Here is a 15,192-nt window from a genome sequence, read left to right on the forward strand (position 1 = left end):
CCGCCTTTTCATCGAGTCGTCCGCTATGTCGCATTGGCTGTCCCAGATCGCCCCCGATTCCGTTCGTCGCACCCCGCTGGGCGCGCGCGGCCATAATCTGCTGCTGACGCCGCTGGCCGCGCCGCGGCCCTTGCCGCTGAGCGCGGACGAGCAGGACATGGTGCGCGGCTGGCTCAAGACGCGGCGCGACCGCGCGCGCTGGAGCACGCTGCTGGCTCCGGCGGACAGCCCGGCTCTGGCGGAGAACCTGCTGCGCCGTTTGCTGGAGGCCGGCTGGTGCGAGGTAGAGCTGCACGCCGAAACCGGGCTGCGCTTCCAGCCTTTGCATCCGTTCTGGGTGCAGTGGCTGGACATGTACGGCCTGCGTCACTTATTGGGCATGGCCGACGCGCGGCCGCAGGCCGAAGTGGTGGAGCTGTGGCGCGGCTGGCAGCCGCGCCATCCGTGGCTGCTGGGTCTGGCGGAAAGCCTGAGTCCGCACTTGCAATCCTCTACGCTGGAACGCCGTCTGAAACTGGCCCAGGCGCTGGATCAATGGCTGCTGGACGGTTGTTGGGGCACTGAGCGTCAGTTCTCGCAGCGCGCGCTGGGGCGCAGCAAGGCTTTCGGCGCCGCGGACCGGCAGTGGCTGGCGGAGTTCGGCGTGGATCTGGAAGCTTGTGGTATCGCCGCCCACACTCCGCACGTTTTCTTGTCCGGGCCGCTGGGTTTGTGGGCCGGGCAGCAATGCCTGTTGTCCGCCGCCTTGCTGCAGCAAGGCGTGGCCTTGGGGCCGGAGGCGTTGATGAGCGTGAGCGCGGTGGAGGGCGCAATCCGCAGCGTGCGCATCGTGGAGAACCTCAGCGTGTTCCAGACGCTCAGCCAGCAAGCGCTGCCGGTGTTGACCGTCTGGGTGCCGGGCCAGCCGCATCAGCGTTGGCGCGAGGCGGTTCGTCACTTGTTAAGCCTGCTGCGGGTGCCGGTGCAGATCGCTTGCGATTTGGCTCCGTCCGGCATCGCCGTCGCCATGGCCGCCGGTCAGGTGGCGGAGCAGGCCGGGCGGCCATGGTCGCCGTGGCGGATGCAAGCGGAGCAATTGACGCTGGCCAACGGCGCCCAGCCTTTGAGCGAGGCGGAGCAGACGCAGTTGGCGCGTTTGATGGGCGGCGGCTTGCCGCCCTTGCTGCATGGCCTGGCGATGGAGATGCAGGAGAAGCAGTGCAAAGTGGAGCAAGAGGCGTTGTTCATCGAGGACTGGGGAGACTGAGCGTTCGTCGTCCGGCCCGCTGAAAACAGCCGCGCGAATCCGGCTTCGACGACGGGCGGCAAGCGGAAAAGACGGATGGGCGGCAACGCGCCGGCAATGACATTCGGGCAAATTGGGGCGGGTGTGAAAAAACTGCCCGGCAATGGGTACACAGCGAGAAAAAGCTGCGTTATCATCGCCCCCCAAACCCTTGATGGCAAAGCAAGATATCAAGGTTTTCAGGAATTGAGAGAGGCTGGCGGGGTGTCAGGTGCCCCCGCCGGCCTCTTGCTTTTGGGCCGCCGTTTGGGCGCGTGCGCGCGCCGCCTGAAGAGGAACATCATTCCCATGCTGATTGGCTTCGTCGTTGTTTATTTGTTGTTGTCCGTGGGCATCGGCCTGTACGCCGCCACCCGCGTGCGCAATGCCCGCGATTTCGCCGTGGCCGGCCGCAGCCTGCCGTTTCCCATTGTCACCGCGATGGTGTTCGCCACCTGGTTCGGTTCAGAAGCGGTGCTGGGCATTCCGGCCACCTTTATCGACAAGGGCTTCGCCGGCATCGTCGAAGACCCGTTCGGCTCCTCGATGTGCCTGGTGCTGGTGGGGCTGTTGTTCGCGCGGCCGTTGTACCGGCTCAATCTGCTGACCATAGGCGACTTCTACAAACAGCGCTTCGGCCGCAATGTGGAGCTGTTTGTGTCGCTGTGCATCATCGCCTCCTACCTGGGGTGGGTGGCGGCGCAGTTGACCGCGCTGGGCGTGGTGTTCAACGTGCTGTCCCAAGGCGCGATCAGCGCCAACGCCGGCATGCTGCTGGGCGCCGGCATCGTGCTGGTGTACACGCTGTTTGGCGGCATGTGGTCGGTGGCGCTGACCGATTTCTTCCAGATGACGGTGATTGTCGCTGGTCTGCTTTATCTGACCTGGTTGATTGGCGACATGGCTGGCGGCCCGGTCAAGGTGCTGCAGCACGCGGCGGCGCAGGACAAGTTCACCATGATTCCCAGCCTGTCGCCCAAAGATGTTGTCGGCTTTGTTGGCGCCTTGCTGACCATGATGCTGGGTTCGATTCCGCAGCAGGATATTTTCCAGCGGGTGATGTCGGCCAAGAACGAGAACGTCGCGGCGCGCGCGTCCATGGTTGGCGGCGGCCTGTACCTGACTTTCTGCATGCTGCCCATCTTCATCGGCTTTGCCGCCACCCTGATCGATCCAACCATGGTGAGCCGCTGGATGCAGCAGGACGCGCAGATGATTCTGCCCAGCCTGATCCTGGAGCGCACGCCGCTGTTCGCGCAGGTGATGTTCTTTGGCGCGCTGCTGTCCGCCATCATGTCCACCGCGTCCGGCACTTTGCTGGCGCCGTCGGTGACCTTTACCGAGAACGTGCTCAGCCGTTTTATCCCGGTGATGTCGGACCGCCAGTTCCTGCTGGCGATGCGGCTGACCGTGGTGGGCCTGGCCATTATTACCACGGTGTTCGCGCTCTTGTCCGACGCCACCATCTACGAGATGGTGGGCAATGCCTACAAGGTGACGCTGGTGTCGGCGGTGGCGCCGTTGTTCGCCGGCTTGTTCTGGAAGCGTTCGACGCCGCAGGGCGCCTTGCTGGCCATCGCGCTGGGCTTGGGCAGCTGGCTGGCGTTGGATTGGTTCGGCCCGGCGGACCCGTTCTGGCCGCCGCAACTGGCGGGCCTGGGCTTCAGCATTGTCGGCATGGTGGCCGGCAGCCTGCTGCCGCAGCGCCTGGGGCGCGGGGCGCTGGCTGCAGTGGGTCGCTTCTGACCTGACCTTAGAGCCTGTTCACAGTCTCGCGAGCCAGGGCGAGACAAGGCGAAAACGAGCGAAAAAGCTGAGTGTACGAGGGGTACATGAGCATTTCGAAGCGATTTTCAACGCCGTATCGCCAACGCGCAGCAGATCGTGAACAGGTTCTCAGAAGTTGGCTGGGGTGTTGGCGCTAATGATCTCCGCCTCGTCCGGCCCGATATTGCGGAATTTGTGCGGCAGGGTGCTGGGGAAGTAATAACCGTCGCCGGCGGAGAGGATGCTGATGTGGCCGTCCACGGTCAGCTCCACCGTGCCGCGCACCACCACGCCGCACTCCTCGCCCTCCGGATGGGTGATCATCTCTTTGCCGGTGTCCGCGCCCGGCGAATACAGCTCGCGCAGCATGCGCATCTGGCGGTTGGGGTTGGAGGCGCCGATGATCAGCAGCTTCAGGCCGTCGCGGCCCAGGTCCGGCTGTTGGTCGCGGCGGAAGGTGTAGGGGTCGCTGGGCGGCGGTTCGCCAAAGGTCAGGAATTCGGTCAGCGTCATCGGGAAACCCTGAATCAGCTTCAATAGCGAACTAATGGACGGGCTGACCCGGTTCTGCTCGATCAGCGAGATGGTGGCGTTGGCCATGCCGGCCCGTTTCGCCAGCTCGCGCTGCGACAGCGCGAAGTGCTCGCGCACTTGTTTGACGCGTAATCCAATATCCATACCTGTAACCTCGGTGGCGTGCCCTTGTCGGCCTCTGCTTAGTATTTTCGACAATTTTTCGAATAGCGTCACAGTATACTGATGTCGCCGCCGGCGATGCAGCGCAATTCGCGCTTTCTGGCCCGCCGCGGCGCATTTTCCAAGTCAGGCCTCATTTTGCTGCGTCCATCGGCCTTTCTCTCTCCCTGTCGCCCGTCCGTCAGGCCCGCCGCCTGCGTCTCTTGCCACAGTATTCTCCGCTTTGTGTTTGATTTTTTAGACAGCGTCGCCGGGCGGCCACAGTATGGAGCCATGCGCGCCTTCCGGCGCGCCGGAGGGACGCATTGAAAGCCTTATTGTGGATAGCGGGATTGGCGGCGCTGTGGCTGGCGCCGGTCAGCTGGGCGCTGAGCCTATCGACGGCGGAGCGGGACTGGCTGCGCCAGCACCCAGTGCTGCGGGTGGGGGTGGTGCCGCAAGCGCCGTACGCGGTGCTGGACGCGCGCCGGCAGGCGCTCAGCGGCGCGCATGTGGAACTGATGAACCGGCTGGCCGCCGAGCTGGGACTCAAACTGGCCTGGACCTTTTATCCGAACAAGATGCAATTGAGCGTGGCGGCGCGGGCGGGACGGGTGGATGTCGCGCCCGGCCTGGAGCAGACTCCGGCCGGCCTGCGCTACTGGCTGTTTTCCGATCCCTTCCTGCGGGTGCCTTACAAGCTGGTTGGCCGCGGCGAGCCGGCGGCGGCGCTGGAACTGGAGCAACTGCCGGGCAGCGCGCTGGTGGCGGTGCTTGAGCCGGGCGCGGCGGCGGCCTTCCTGGCCGCCAACTATCCGGCTTTGCGGCGTTGGCCGGCCGGCTCGGATCGCTCCGCGCTGCAGCAGGTGCTGCGCCAGCGGGCGGATTACGCGGTGGTGGACGAGGCGCAGCTGAACCAACTGCTGCGCGAGCCGGAGTTCTCGTCCTTGCGCGCGGTGGGCGACAGTGGAACCACCCGGCTGCTGCGGGTGGCGTCGCGACAGGATTGGCCGCAGTTGGCAACCTTGCTGGACCGGGCCTTGAGCGCGCTGCCGGCCGCGCAGCGCGGCCATCTTTACACACGCTGGGTGCAGGCCGAGCCGACGCCGCTGGGCGACAGCCTGCCGTTCTGGCGGCGGCTGAGCCAGGTCTCGGGGCTGCTGATCCTGCTCTTGGCCGGCGCGCTGCTGTGGCAGGGCCGGCAGCAGCGGCAGGTGCGACAGGCGCTGGCGGCGGCGCGGCAGGCGCTGGCGCAGCGGGAGGCCAGCGCCGAGGCTTTGCGGCTGACGCAGTTCTCGGTGGATCACAGCACGGTGGGCATTCTGTGGCTGAACTGGGACAGCCGGCTGCGTTACGCTAACCAGGCCGCGCTGGCGATGCTGGGCTGCACCGAGGCGCAGGCGGTGGGGCAGCCGCTGTCGCGCTTCCAGCCGGGCTTGGACATGGACGGCTGGCTGGATTTGTGGAGCCAGGCGCGCGGCCGCGGCTTGTTGCAGTTCGAAATCGATTGTCAGCGCGCCGACGGCGACAGCCTGCCGGTGGATGTCTCGCTCAGCTTTCTGCGCTTTGGCGGCGCCGACTACCTGGTGGCCTTCATGCACGATGTCAGCGAGAAGCGGCAGGCGCGCGCCGCCTTGCGGGAAAGCGAGGCGCGCTTCAAGGGGATAGCCGGCAATGTGCCGGGCCTGGTGTTCCGGCTGGAGCGCGGCGACGCGGCGGAAGACCCGCGGCTGGCCTTCGTCAGCGAGGCCAGCCTGGCGCTGACCGGTTATCCGGCGGCGGACTTGCTGGCGCGGCCGGAGGGTTTGCAGGCGCTGGCGCACCCGGAAGACGCCGCCGGGCTGCGCGACAGTTGGCGGGCGGCCTGGCGCGAGCAGCGCGATTGGAGCTGGCAGGGCCGGATTCTGACCCGCGACGGCGCGGAGCGCTGGGCCGATCTGCGCGCCAGCGCCCGCCGCCACGGCGCGACGGGCATGGTGTGGGATGGCATCCTGTGGGATATCAGCGCCGGCAAGCGCAATGAACTGGAACTGATCGCATCGCGCGCCATGCTGCGCGACCTGTCCGCCCACCTCGAAACCGTGCGCGAGGAGGAGAAAGCCCATATCGCGCGCGAGGTGCACGACGAACTGGGCCAGGTGCTGACCGTGCTCAAGCTGGAAACCTCAATGCTGGAACTGAGCCTGGCGCAGCCTGAGGGCGCGGCGGCGCAGCGGCTGGCCAGCATCAAGAAGCTGATCGCCCAGACTTTCGCCCTGGTCCGCGACGTGGCCACCGCGCTGCGGCCGCCCATCCTGGACGCGGGCCTGGCCTCGGCTGTGGAATGGCAGGCGCGCCGCTTCGAAGCGCGCAGCGGCATACCCTGCCTGGTGCTGGTGCCGGAAACGCCGCTGCGGCTGGACGACGCCAAGGCGGTGGGCCTGTTCCGGGTATTGCAGGAGGCGCTGACCAATGTGATGCGCCATGCCGAGGCTCACACGGTGACGCTGCATTTGCAGGCGCAGCCGGGCGAGCTGACACTGAGCATTGTCGATGACGGCAAGGGCTTCGAGCGGCGGCCGGGGGAGGCGGGCAGTTCCTACGGCCTGGTGGGCATGCGCGAGCGCCTGCTGATGTTCGGCGGCAGCCTGGAGATCGCCAGCGCGCCGGGGCAAGGCTGCAGTTTGACGGCCCGGCTGCCCTTGCGGCCGGATGAAGGGGAGGAGAAGACATGATTCGAGTGATTGTGGCGGAAGACCACACCATCGTGCGCGAAGGCATCAAGCAGCTGATCGGCCTGGCCGACGATTTGCAAGTGGTCGGCGAAGCCGCCAACGGCGGCGCGGTGTTCGACGCCTTGCGCGCCGCGGCCTGCGATGTGTTGCTGCTGGATATTTCGATGCCGGGCCTCAGCGGCCTGGACGTGATTCCGCGCTTGCGGGGGCTGGCGCAAGCGCCGGCCATCCTGGTGCTGTCCATGCACGACGAGGTGCAGATGGCGGCGCGCGCGCTCAAGGCCGGCGCCGCCGGCTACGCCACCAAGGACAGCGACCCGGCGCTGCTGCTGACCGCGATCCGCAAGGTGGCCGGCGGCGGCCGCTACATCGATCCGCAGCTGGCGGACCGGCTGGTGTTCGAGGTCAATCTCAGCGACGAGCGGCCGCCGCACGCCCAGCTGTCCGAGCGCGAGTTCCAGGTGTTCCAGCGGCTGGCGCAGGGCGCCAACGTCAACGAGGTGGCGCAGTTGCTGGCGATCAGCGCCAAGACCGTCAGCACCCACAAAGTCAGGCTGATGCAGAAGCTGCGCGCGCAGTCGCTGGCGGACCTGGTGCGTTACGCGATCGAGCACCAATTGTTTTAACGCCCGGCCTGCTGCGGCGCACTAAGAATTTCCCTACAGCGAGCGCCGTTTATCCCGACGGCAAAATCCGCTGCTCGCCGATAGCGAGCGCGCGCCGCGCTCCCTAGCATGGTTGGCGTACGCATTCACTTTCAGGTGCCGCCGCCATGTCCGCAGCCAACGATGTGCTTGTCCGCTTCCTCGACATCCAGAAAAGCTATGACGGCGAGAACCTCATCGTCAAAAACCTGAATCTGGATATCCGCCAAGGCGAATTCCTCACCCTGCTGGGGCCGTCCGGCTCCGGCAAGACCACCAGCCTGATGATGCTGGCCGGCTTCGAAACCCCTACCGGCGGCGAGATTCAGCTGGCCGGCCGTTCCATCAACCGCGTGCCGCCGCACAAGCGCAACATCGGCATGGTGTTCCAAAACTACGCCTTGTTTCCCCACATGACGGTGGCGGAAAACCTGGCCTTCCCACTGTCGGTGCGCGGCGTGTCCAAGGCGGACATTCAGGACAAGGTGAAGCGGGCGTTGGCCATGGTGCAGCTGGACGCTTTCGCCGGCCGCCATCCGGGCCAGATGTCGGGCGGCCAGCAGCAGCGGGTGGCGCTGGCGCGCGCCTTGGTGTTCGAGCCGCAGCTGGTGCTGATGGACGAGCCCTTGGGCGCGCTGGACAAGCAATTGCGCGAACACATGCAGATGGAGATCAAGCATCTGCACCAGCGCCTAGGCGTCACTGTGGTCTACGTCACCCATGACCAGGGAGAGGCCCTGACCATGTCGGACCGGGTGGCGGTGTTCCACCAGGGAGAAATCCAGCAGGTTGACGCGCCGGCCCAGCTTTACGAGCGGCCGGGCAACGCCTTCGTCGCCAACTTCATCGGAGAGAACAACCGCTTGCAAGGCACGTTGCTGAGCCAGGACGGCGAGCGCTGCCTGGTGGAGCTGGAGCGCGGCGAGCGGGTGGCGGCGCTGGCGGTGAAAGTGGGCGAGACCGGCAGCCGGGTGTCGTTGTCGGTGCGGCCGGAGCGCGTGCATCTGAACGCGCGCAGCGAGGCCTGCGCCAACCGTTTTTCCGGCCGGGTGGCGGAATTCATCTACCTGGGCGATCACGTGCGGGTGCGGCTGGAGGCCTGCGGCCGCGCCGATTTCTACGTCAAGCAGCCCATCGCCGACCTCGACCCGCAGCTGGCGGTGGGCGACGTGGTGCCGCTGGGCTGGCAAGTGGAGCACGCTCGGGCGCTGGACGCGCTGGCGCTGCAGGAATAAGCCGGCCTTCCTCGTCGGTTCTTAGAACGTGTTTACGATCTCGCGAGCTAAGGCGAGACAAGGCGAAAACGGCTGAGAAAGCGGAATGTACGAGTGGTACATGAGCATTTCGAAGGTGTTTTCAACGCCGTATCGCCAACGTGCAGCAGATCGTAAACAGGTTCTTATCGCGGCGGCGCCTTTCCTCCGTTCCGCCGCCCACGCGCAGGAGAGTGATGATGACACGCTGTAGTTACGCCTTGCCGGCCGCGGCCGTATTGATCGCCGGCCTGGCCGGCGCCGCCCAGGCCCGGGATTTGACCGTGATTTCCTTTGGCGGCGCCAGCAAGGTGGCGCAGGCCAAGGCCTATTACCAGCCGTTTCAGCAAGCCACCGGCATCAAAATCCTGGCCGGCGAGTACAACGGCGAAATGGCCAAGCTCAAGGCGATGGTGGACACCAAGAGCGTGTCCTGGGACGTGCTGGAAGTGGAGTCGCCGGAGCTGGCGCGCGGCTGCGACGAAGGGCTGTTCGAGCGGCTGGACTACGCGCGCATCGGCAATAAGGCGGATTTTCTGCCGGGCGCGGCCCAAGCCTGTGGCATCGGCACCCTGGTCTGGTCCACCGCCTTGGCCTACAACGCCGACAAGCTCAAGACCGCGCCGCGCAACTGGGCGGACTTCTGGGACGTGAAGCGCTACCCCGGCAAGCGCGGCATGCGCAAGGGCGCCAAATATACGCTGGAAATCGCGCTGCTGGCCGACGGCGTTGCCGCCAAGGACGTGTATCGCACCCTGGCCACGCCGGCCGGCGTGGAGCGCGCCTTCAAGAAGCTGGCCCAGCTCAAGCCGCACATCCAGTGGTGGGAGGCCGGCGCGCAGCCGCCGCAATACCTGGCCTCCGGCGATGTGGTGATGAGCTCGGCCTACAACGGCCGCATCGCCGCGGCGCAAAAAGAGGGCAAGAAGCTGACCATCGTCTGGGACGGCAGCCTGTACGACTTCGATTCCTGGGCCATTCCCAAAGGCTCGCCCAACAAGGACGCCGCTTACCGCTTCATCGCCTTCGCCAGCAAGCCGGAAAACCAGAAAGTCTATTCGCAAAATATCAGCTACGGCCCCAGCAACAAGAAGGCGTTGTCGCTGCTGGATAAGTCGGAATTGTCGGAGCTGCCTACCGCGCCGCAGAACCTGAAGAACGCGCTGAAGGTGGATATGGAGTTTTGGGCCGATCACGGCGAAAGCCTGGAGCAGCGCTTCAACGCTTGGGCCCTGCGCTGAGCGTCGGTTTTAAGAACCTGTTTGCGATCTGCTGCGCGTCGGCGATACGGCGTTGAAAACCTCTTCGAAATGCTCATGTACCACCTGTACATTCCGCTTTCTCAGCCGTTTTCGCCTTGTCTCACCTTAGCTCGCGAGATCGTAAACACGTTCTAAGAGCGGCTAACAAAAGTCAGTTTCACGTCTGAGGCAAGGCGCGCCGACGCAGGCAGTACTTGAGTACGGCAAGTCGGCGCAACGCAGCATCAGGAGTTTTGTTAGCAGCTCTAAAAGCCACGCCGGCCTGACCGGCGTCACGATGTAGTCAACAAGGAGAATGAGGATGGCAGTGAAACAAAAATTCATGATGCTGGGCGCGGCGCTGGCCTTGGCCGGCGCGGCTTCGGCCAAGGATTTGACGGTGATTTCCTACGGCGGCGCCAATAAGGACGCCCAGGCCAAGGCCTACTACGCGCCATTCCAGAAGAGCACCGGGCTCAAGCTGGTCAGCGGCGAGTACAACGGCGAAATGGCCAAGCTCAAGGCGATGGTGGACACCAAGAGCGTGTCCTGGGACGTGCTGGAAGTGGAATCGCCGGAACTGGTGCGCGGCTGCGACGAGGGCCTGCTGGAACGGCTGGACTACGCGCGCATCGGCAATAAGGCGGACTTCGTGCCCGGCGCGGCCCAGCCCTGCGGCATCGGCATCTTCGTCTGGTCCACCGCGCTGGCCTACAACGCCGACAAGCTGAAGACCGCGCCGGCCGGCTGGAAGGATTTCTGGGACGTGAAGAAATTCCCCGGCAAGCGCGGCTTGCGCAAGGGCGCCAAGGGCACGCTGGAGATCGCGCTGCTGGCTGACGGCGTGGCGGCCAAGGATGTCTATCCGGCGCTGGGCACCGCGGCCGGCGTGGACCGCGCCTTCAAGAAGCTGGACCAGATCAAGCCCTATCTGCAGTGGTGGGAGGCCGGCGCCCAGCCGCCGCAATACCTGGCCTCCGGCGACGTGGTGATGAGCTCCGCCTTCAACGGCCGCATCGCGGTGGCGCGCAAGGAGGGCAAGAATCTGAAAGTGGTGTGGAACGGCAACCTCTACGACTTCGACTACTGGTCGATTCCCAAGGGCACGCCCAAGCGCGATCAGGCCTACCAGTTCATCGTCTTCGCCAGCAAGCCGGAAAACCAGAAGGTCTATTCGCAGAACATCGCCTACGGCCCCAGCAACAAGCGGGCGATTCCGCTGCTGGACAAGAGCGAGCTGCCGGATCTGCCCACCGCGCCGCAGAACATCAAGGACGCGCTGAAGATCAATCTGGAATTCTGGGCCGATCACGCCGAGAGCCTGGAGCAGCGTTTCAACGCCTGGGCGGCTAAGTAAGCGCTCGTCCTTCATTTAGCGGAGGCCGCCTTTCGGCGGCCGTTTTGACGGAGTCCAAGCCATGACCGCTTCCTCGGTATCTCATTCCCGCGCGTCCGCGCCGGCCCCGCTGCCTCTGAAGGCACGGCTGGCCCGGGCGGAGCGGCTGGGCAAGCTCAAGTCGCTGGCGCTGGTGTCGCCGCTGCTGTTGTTCCTGTTGCTGACCTTCATCGTGCCCATCGGCGCGCTGCTGCTGCGTAGCGTCGACAATCCCGAGGTGGCGGGCACGCTGCCGCGGACGGTACAGGCGCTGGCGGCTTGGGACGGCAAGTCGCTGCCGCCGGAAGCGGCCTACCGCGCGCTCGTCGACGATGTGCGGCTGGCCGGCGAACAACAGACGCTGGGCGACTTGGGCAAGCGGCTGAACATGGAAGTGCCCGGCTATCGCAGCCTGTTGGGCAAAACCGCGCGCGCCTTGCCGCTGGAGCCGGCGCCGTCTTCGTTCAAGCAGGCGTTGACCGAGCTGGACGAGCGCTGGGGCGATCCGGCCTATTGGCTGGCGATACGCCGCAACCAGTCCGTCTACACCCCTTACTATCTGCTGGCGGCGCTGGATCACCGCATCGACGACCTGGGCGAGCTCAGCCGCGCGATGCCGGATCAGGGCATTTACCTGAGCGTGTTCGCCCGCACCTTCTGGATGAGCCTGGTGGTGACCGCGCTATGCCTGCTGCTGGCCTATCCGCTGGCTTATCTGCTGGCCAGCCTGCCCACGCGCCGCAGCAATCTGCTGATGATCATGGTGCTGCTGCCGTTCTGGACCTCGGTGCTGGTGCGGGTGGCGGCCTGGATCGTGCTGCTGCAGTCCGGAGGCCTGATCAACGCCGCCTTGCTGAGCCTGGGCCTGATCGAGCAGCCGCTGCAACTGGTGTTCAACCGCGTCGGCGTCTACATCGCCATGGTGCACATCCTGCTGCCCTTCATGATTCTGCCCATCTACAGCGTGATGAAGGGCATCTCGCCCAGCTATCTGCGCGCGGCGATCTCGCTGGGCTGCCATCCCTTCGCCAGCTTCTGGCGGGTGTACGCGCCGCAGACCGTGGCCGGCGTCGGCGCCGGCTGTCTGCTGGTGTTCATCCTGTCCATCGGCTACTACATCACCCCGGCCTTGCTGGGCAGCCCCAATGACCAGATGGTCAGCTATTTCGTCGCCTTCTACACCAACACCACCATCAACTGGGGCATGGCCACCGCGCTGGGCGGCTTGCTGCTGGCGGCCACCTTGCTGCTGTACGCGGTTTACCACCGCCTGGTGGGCAGCGAGCGGCTGCGGCTGGGCTGAAGCGCAGCCTGGATAGCCGCTTGGACCAAACCGATACTGGAGAGCCAAACCGATGCCAAGCCATCACACCTTGCCGGAAGAACGTTTGTGGTTTTACCTGCACCGCCTGCTGAGCGGCCTGACGCTGCTGTTCCTGGTGCTGCCGGTGCTGGTGATCATCCCGCTGTCCTTCAACGGCAGCGCCTTCCTGGTCTACCCGCTCAACGGCTTTTCCCTGCGCTGGTACCAGGAGTTCTTCTCCTCGGCGGAGTGGATGCGCGCCTTGCAGAACAGCCTGATCGTCGCGCCGCTGGCCACCGTGCTGGCGATGACGCTGGGCACGCTGGCCGCCATCGGCCTGACCCGCGCCGAGTTTCCCGGCAAGGGCCTGCTGATGGCGGTGCTGATCTCGCCGATGGTGGTGCCGGTGGTGATCGTCGGCGTGGCCGGCTATCTGTTCTTCGCGCCCTTGGGCATGGACAACAGCTATCTGACGCTGGTGTTGATGCACGCGGCGCTGGGCGTGCCCTTCGTGGTGATCACCGTCAGCGCCACGCTGCAGGGCTTCAACCGCAACCTGGTGCGCGCCGCCGCCAGCCTGGGCGCGTCGCCGCTGCGGGTTTTCTTCAAGGTGACCCTGCCGCTGATCGCGCCGGGGGTGATCTCCGGCGCGCTGTTCGCCTTCGGCACGTCCTTTGACGAGGTGGTGGTGACGCTGTTCGTCGCCGGGCCGGGCCAGACGACGCTGCCGCGGGCGATGTTCAGCGGCATCCGCGAAAACCTCAGCCCCGCCATCGCCGCGGCGGCCACGCTGTTGATCGGTTTCTCGGTGCTGATGCTGCTGACGCTGGAGTGGTTGCGCGGCCGTTCCGAGCGCTTGCGCAGCCGGCCGGCCGGTTGAGATGGGCTTGGCCCTACTTTGGGAGGGGTTGAAATTCGGCCAGTGTGCCGCACACTAGCGGAGTCACTCACCCCTGAACCCAAATAAGGAATTCCCACATGGCTACCGTTACTCTGCGCGGCAATCCGGTTGAAGTGGCCGGCGCGCTGCCGGCCAAGGGCCAGCAAGCTCCGGCGCTGACCCTGACCTCCGCCGACCTGGCCGAAGTCAAACTGGACAACTACGCCGGCAAGAACAAGGTGCTGAACATTTTCCCGAGCGTGGACACCCCCACCTGCGCGATGTCGGTGCGCAAGTTCAACGAACGCGCCGCCAAGCTGGCCGACACCGTGGTGCTGTGCGTGTCCGCCGACCTGCCGTTCGCGCAGAAGCGCTTCTGCGGCGCCGAGGGCATCGACAATGTGGTGACCCTGTCCACCTTCCGCAATCCGCAGTTCGCCGCCGACTACGGCGTCAAGCTGGCCTCCGGCCCGCTGGCCGGCCTGACCGCCCGCGCGGTGGTGGTGCTGGACAAGGACAACAAGGTGCTGCACAGCGAGCTGGTGGCCGAGATCGGCGAAGAGCCGAACTACGACGCCGCGCTGGCCGCGCTGTAAGCTGCGTCCGCAAATCAAACCCGCCGGTGCGAACCGGCGGGTTTTTTTGCGCCCGGCGCGGACGCCGAAGCCGGCCGGCGGGCGCGGGCTTGCCCCGCAAGGCAAGCCCTTCCAGGGCATGCGCAACTCAGCGGCTCGACGCGCCGCCGCCAGGGCAAAATAATCCTATAGTGGAGCCATCACCGCGGCTTTGACGTTTATTTTCAAAAGATTCGACCTTGAGCCCTACGACGCGGGCGCGGCTTAACGGCCAAGCTGTCATGCCGCCGCATGCTCACACCAGATAGCGCCATGCTCGCACGACGGAACCCGGCTGGAGGACATATGGCTAAGCGGCTGCTCTTTACCCTCTTATTGCTGGGGGGCGCGCCAAGTTGCTTGGCGGAGCAGGCCCTGTCCTTGCAGTATCGAGACAAACCGCCCTACAGCTATAGCCAAAATGGAAAACCGGCCGGTTTTTTATTGGAGCGGACCATTGAAATCTTGCACCGCGCGGCCGTGCCGGCGGAGTTTGAAGAAGTGCCCGCCAAGCGCATTCTCAGCAATATCCAAGCCAATAAGAAACTGATTTGCTCCCCAGGCTGGTATAAAACGCCGGAGCGCGAGGCCTTTGCGCTGTTTTCCTCGGCCATTCACCAAGACAAGCCGCACCTGGTGTTGGCCAATATCAAATCCGCAAAAAATATCCAAAAATTCAGCACGCTAAAAGCGCTGTTCGCCAGCCCTGAATTCAAGCTGGGCAAAGTGGCGGGCGTTTCCTATGGCCCTGAATTGGATGCGATGATTGATCATGCGACTGCCGCGGTGATGGATTCGACGGTGACGCCGGGCGAGCTGGCCCAGATGATCGTCTCTCAGCGCGCCGACTATATGCTGATTGACGTCGAGGACTATAAATACCTGCTGCAGAAAAAAGAACTCGATGCAAAAAGATTGGCGATCTTGTCTTTCAAAGACATTCCCGAGGGGCTCAAGCGCTACATCATGTGTAGCAAGCAAGCCAGTCCCGAACTGATGCAGCGCATCAATCAATCCATACTGCTTGCTCCCTGATCGAGCCTAGCGTTGACGCGCGGCTATCCCGCCATCCCCAATGCCTTGACGCCCTCCGCCAGCCTGTTTAGGCTTGGTTCCGCGTCGTGCCCAATACACGACGCAGGGCTGGCAAGCCCATAACTGACTTTCCCGCAGACACAACGGTCCGCTTTGGCACCGTTACGTCTGCTGCCACGCCGTACCCATTCGGGGCGGGCCGTGGCAGGGAATCCGAAAGGATTGCCGGTCACTGGAAAGTCAGCCGGTCTTGCCACCTTGTCACGTGCCTGTCCTAGCCTCGCCTGGGCAGGTTTCCAAAGCTGACATGGAGACCACGATGACCTTTTCTACTTTTCCCCCCGCCATGCCGCCGCCCGCCTGTCCCCATTGCGCAGGCCAACAATCCACGCCCGCCGCAGTGCCGGTGATGGAGCAGCTGCACCTT

13 protein-coding genes are annotated in these 15,192 nt (G+C 64.9%); 12 read left to right on the plus strand and 1 reads right to left on the minus strand.

The features are described 5' to 3' along the window. Window positions 1-25 precede the first annotated feature (25 nt). Window positions 26-1,246 carry a DUF2399 domain-containing protein gene (locus MOV80_RS10835; protein WP_249605097.1) on the plus strand — a complete coding sequence of 407 codons (1,221 nt, stop codon included), beginning with the start codon at window positions 26-28 and terminating at the stop codon, window positions 1,244-1,246. A gap of 327 nt (window positions 1,247-1,573) precedes the next feature. Next, window positions 1,574-3,010 carry a sodium:solute symporter family protein gene (locus tag MOV80_RS10840; protein WP_019102973.1) on the plus strand — a complete coding sequence of 479 codons (1,437 nt, stop codon included), beginning with the start codon at window positions 1,574-1,576 and terminating at the stop codon, window positions 3,008-3,010. Between the two features lie 150 nt (window positions 3,011-3,160). Here the strand turns inward: MOV80_RS10840 and MOV80_RS10845 are convergent, their stop codons facing one another. After that, a complete protein-coding gene (locus tag MOV80_RS10845; RefSeq protein ID WP_019102972.1) occupies window positions 3,161-3,709 on the minus strand; it encodes a cupin domain-containing protein in 549 nt (182 codons plus the stop codon). 323 nt (window positions 3,710-4,032) lie between these two features. Here MOV80_RS10845 and MOV80_RS10850 point away from each other — a divergent pair, with 323 nt between their 5' ends. The 10 genes from MOV80_RS10850 (at window position 4,033) to MOV80_RS10890 (ending at window position 14,765) form a co-directional block, all read left to right on the plus strand. After that, window positions 4,033-6,420, plus strand: a complete 2,388-nt coding sequence (locus MOV80_RS10850; protein ID WP_249605098.1) for a sensor histidine kinase — start codon at window positions 4,033-4,035, stop codon at window positions 6,418-6,420. Next, entirely contained in the window at window positions 6,417-7,046 is a 630-nt protein-coding gene (locus MOV80_RS10855) for a response regulator transcription factor (protein ID WP_019102970.1), read from the plus strand. The genes MOV80_RS10850 and MOV80_RS10855 overlap by 4 nt, the downstream gene beginning before the upstream one ends. A 146-nt stretch (window positions 7,047-7,192) precedes the next feature. Beyond that, window positions 7,193-8,299: an ABC transporter ATP-binding protein gene (locus MOV80_RS10860; protein ID WP_019102969.1), complete on the plus strand. Its 1,107-nt coding sequence runs from the start codon at window positions 7,193-7,195 to the stop codon at window positions 8,297-8,299. 100 nt (window positions 8,300-8,399) lie between these two features. Next, complete coding sequence (locus tag MOV80_RS23435; RefSeq protein ID WP_254894665.1) at window positions 8,400-8,531, plus strand: hypothetical protein; 132 nt, start codon at window positions 8,400-8,402, stop codon at window positions 8,529-8,531. Then, window positions 8,515-9,558: an ABC transporter substrate-binding protein gene (locus MOV80_RS10865; RefSeq protein WP_043594081.1), complete on the plus strand. Its 1,044-nt coding sequence runs from the start codon at window positions 8,515-8,517 to the stop codon at window positions 9,556-9,558. Before MOV80_RS23435 ends, MOV80_RS10865 begins: the two co-directional genes overlap by 17 nt. 322 nt (window positions 9,559-9,880) lie before the next feature. Then, window positions 9,881-10,915, plus strand: a complete 1,035-nt coding sequence (locus MOV80_RS10870; RefSeq protein WP_249605099.1) for an ABC transporter substrate-binding protein — start codon at window positions 9,881-9,883, stop codon at window positions 10,913-10,915. A gap of 61 nt (window positions 10,916-10,976) precedes the next feature. After that, complete coding sequence (locus MOV80_RS10875) at window positions 10,977-12,236, plus strand: ABC transporter permease (protein WP_019102965.1); 1,260 nt, start codon at window positions 10,977-10,979, stop codon at window positions 12,234-12,236. Window positions 12,237-12,288: 52 nt separating this feature from the next. After that, the gene (locus MOV80_RS10880) at window positions 12,289-13,116 is read left to right on the plus strand and encodes an ABC transporter permease (protein WP_019102964.1); all 828 of its coding nucleotides are present in this window, start codon (window positions 12,289-12,291) and stop codon (window positions 13,114-13,116) included. A 98-nt stretch (window positions 13,117-13,214) separates the two neighbouring features. Continuing rightward, complete coding sequence (gene tpx / locus MOV80_RS10885) at window positions 13,215-13,712, plus strand: thiol peroxidase (protein ID WP_043594076.1); 498 nt, start codon at window positions 13,215-13,217, stop codon at window positions 13,710-13,712. A 324-nt stretch (window positions 13,713-14,036) separates the two neighbouring features. Then, window positions 14,037-14,765, plus strand: coding sequence for a transporter substrate-binding domain-containing protein (locus MOV80_RS10890; RefSeq protein ID WP_019102962.1), 729 nt, complete (start codon window positions 14,037-14,039; stop codon window positions 14,763-14,765). Window positions 14,766-15,192: the final 427 nt, after the last annotated feature.

Origin of the sequence: Chromobacterium sp. IRSSSOUMB001 (assembly GCF_023507765.1) — a bacterium.
Lineage (GTDB): Bacteria > Pseudomonadota > Gammaproteobacteria > Burkholderiales > Chromobacteriaceae > Chromobacterium > Chromobacterium haemolyticum.

What these genes read in the sequence shown, in the direction of transcription:
- MOV80_RS10865 (WP_043594081.1), top strand. Translation starts at nt 8,515, where the DNA reads ATGATGACACGCTGTAGTTACGCCTTGCCGGCCGCGGCCGTATTGATC.
- MOV80_RS10870 (WP_249605099.1), top strand. Translation starts at nt 9,881, where the DNA reads ATGGCAGTGAAACAAAAATTCATGATGCTGGGCGCGGCGCTGGCCTTG.
- MOV80_RS10875 (WP_019102965.1), top strand. Translation starts at nt 10,977, where the DNA reads ATGACCGCTTCCTCGGTATCTCATTCCCGCGCGTCCGCGCCGGCCCCG.
- MOV80_RS10835 (WP_249605097.1), top strand. Translation starts at nt 26, where the DNA reads ATGTCGCATTGGCTGTCCCAGATCGCCCCCGATTCCGTTCGTCGCACC.
- MOV80_RS10890 (WP_019102962.1), top strand. Translation starts at nt 14,037, where the DNA reads ATGGCTAAGCGGCTGCTCTTTACCCTCTTATTGCTGGGGGGCGCGCCA.
- MOV80_RS10840 (WP_019102973.1), top strand. Translation starts at nt 1,574, where the DNA reads ATGCTGATTGGCTTCGTCGTTGTTTATTTGTTGTTGTCCGTGGGCATC.
- MOV80_RS10855 (WP_019102970.1), top strand. Translation starts at nt 6,417, where the DNA reads ATGATTCGAGTGATTGTGGCGGAAGACCACACCATCGTGCGCGAAGGC.
- MOV80_RS10880 (WP_019102964.1), top strand. Translation starts at nt 12,289, where the DNA reads ATGCCAAGCCATCACACCTTGCCGGAAGAACGTTTGTGGTTTTACCTG.
- tpx (WP_043594076.1), top strand. Translation starts at nt 13,215, where the DNA reads ATGGCTACCGTTACTCTGCGCGGCAATCCGGTTGAAGTGGCCGGCGCG.
- MOV80_RS23435 (WP_254894665.1), top strand. Translation starts at nt 8,400, where the DNA reads ATGAGCATTTCGAAGGTGTTTTCAACGCCGTATCGCCAACGTGCAGCA.
- MOV80_RS10845 (WP_019102972.1), bottom strand. Translation starts at nt 3,709, where the DNA reads ATGGATATTGGATTACGCGTCAAACAAGTGCGCGAGCACTTCGCGCTG.
- MOV80_RS10860 (WP_019102969.1), top strand. Translation starts at nt 7,193, where the DNA reads ATGTCCGCAGCCAACGATGTGCTTGTCCGCTTCCTCGACATCCAGAAA.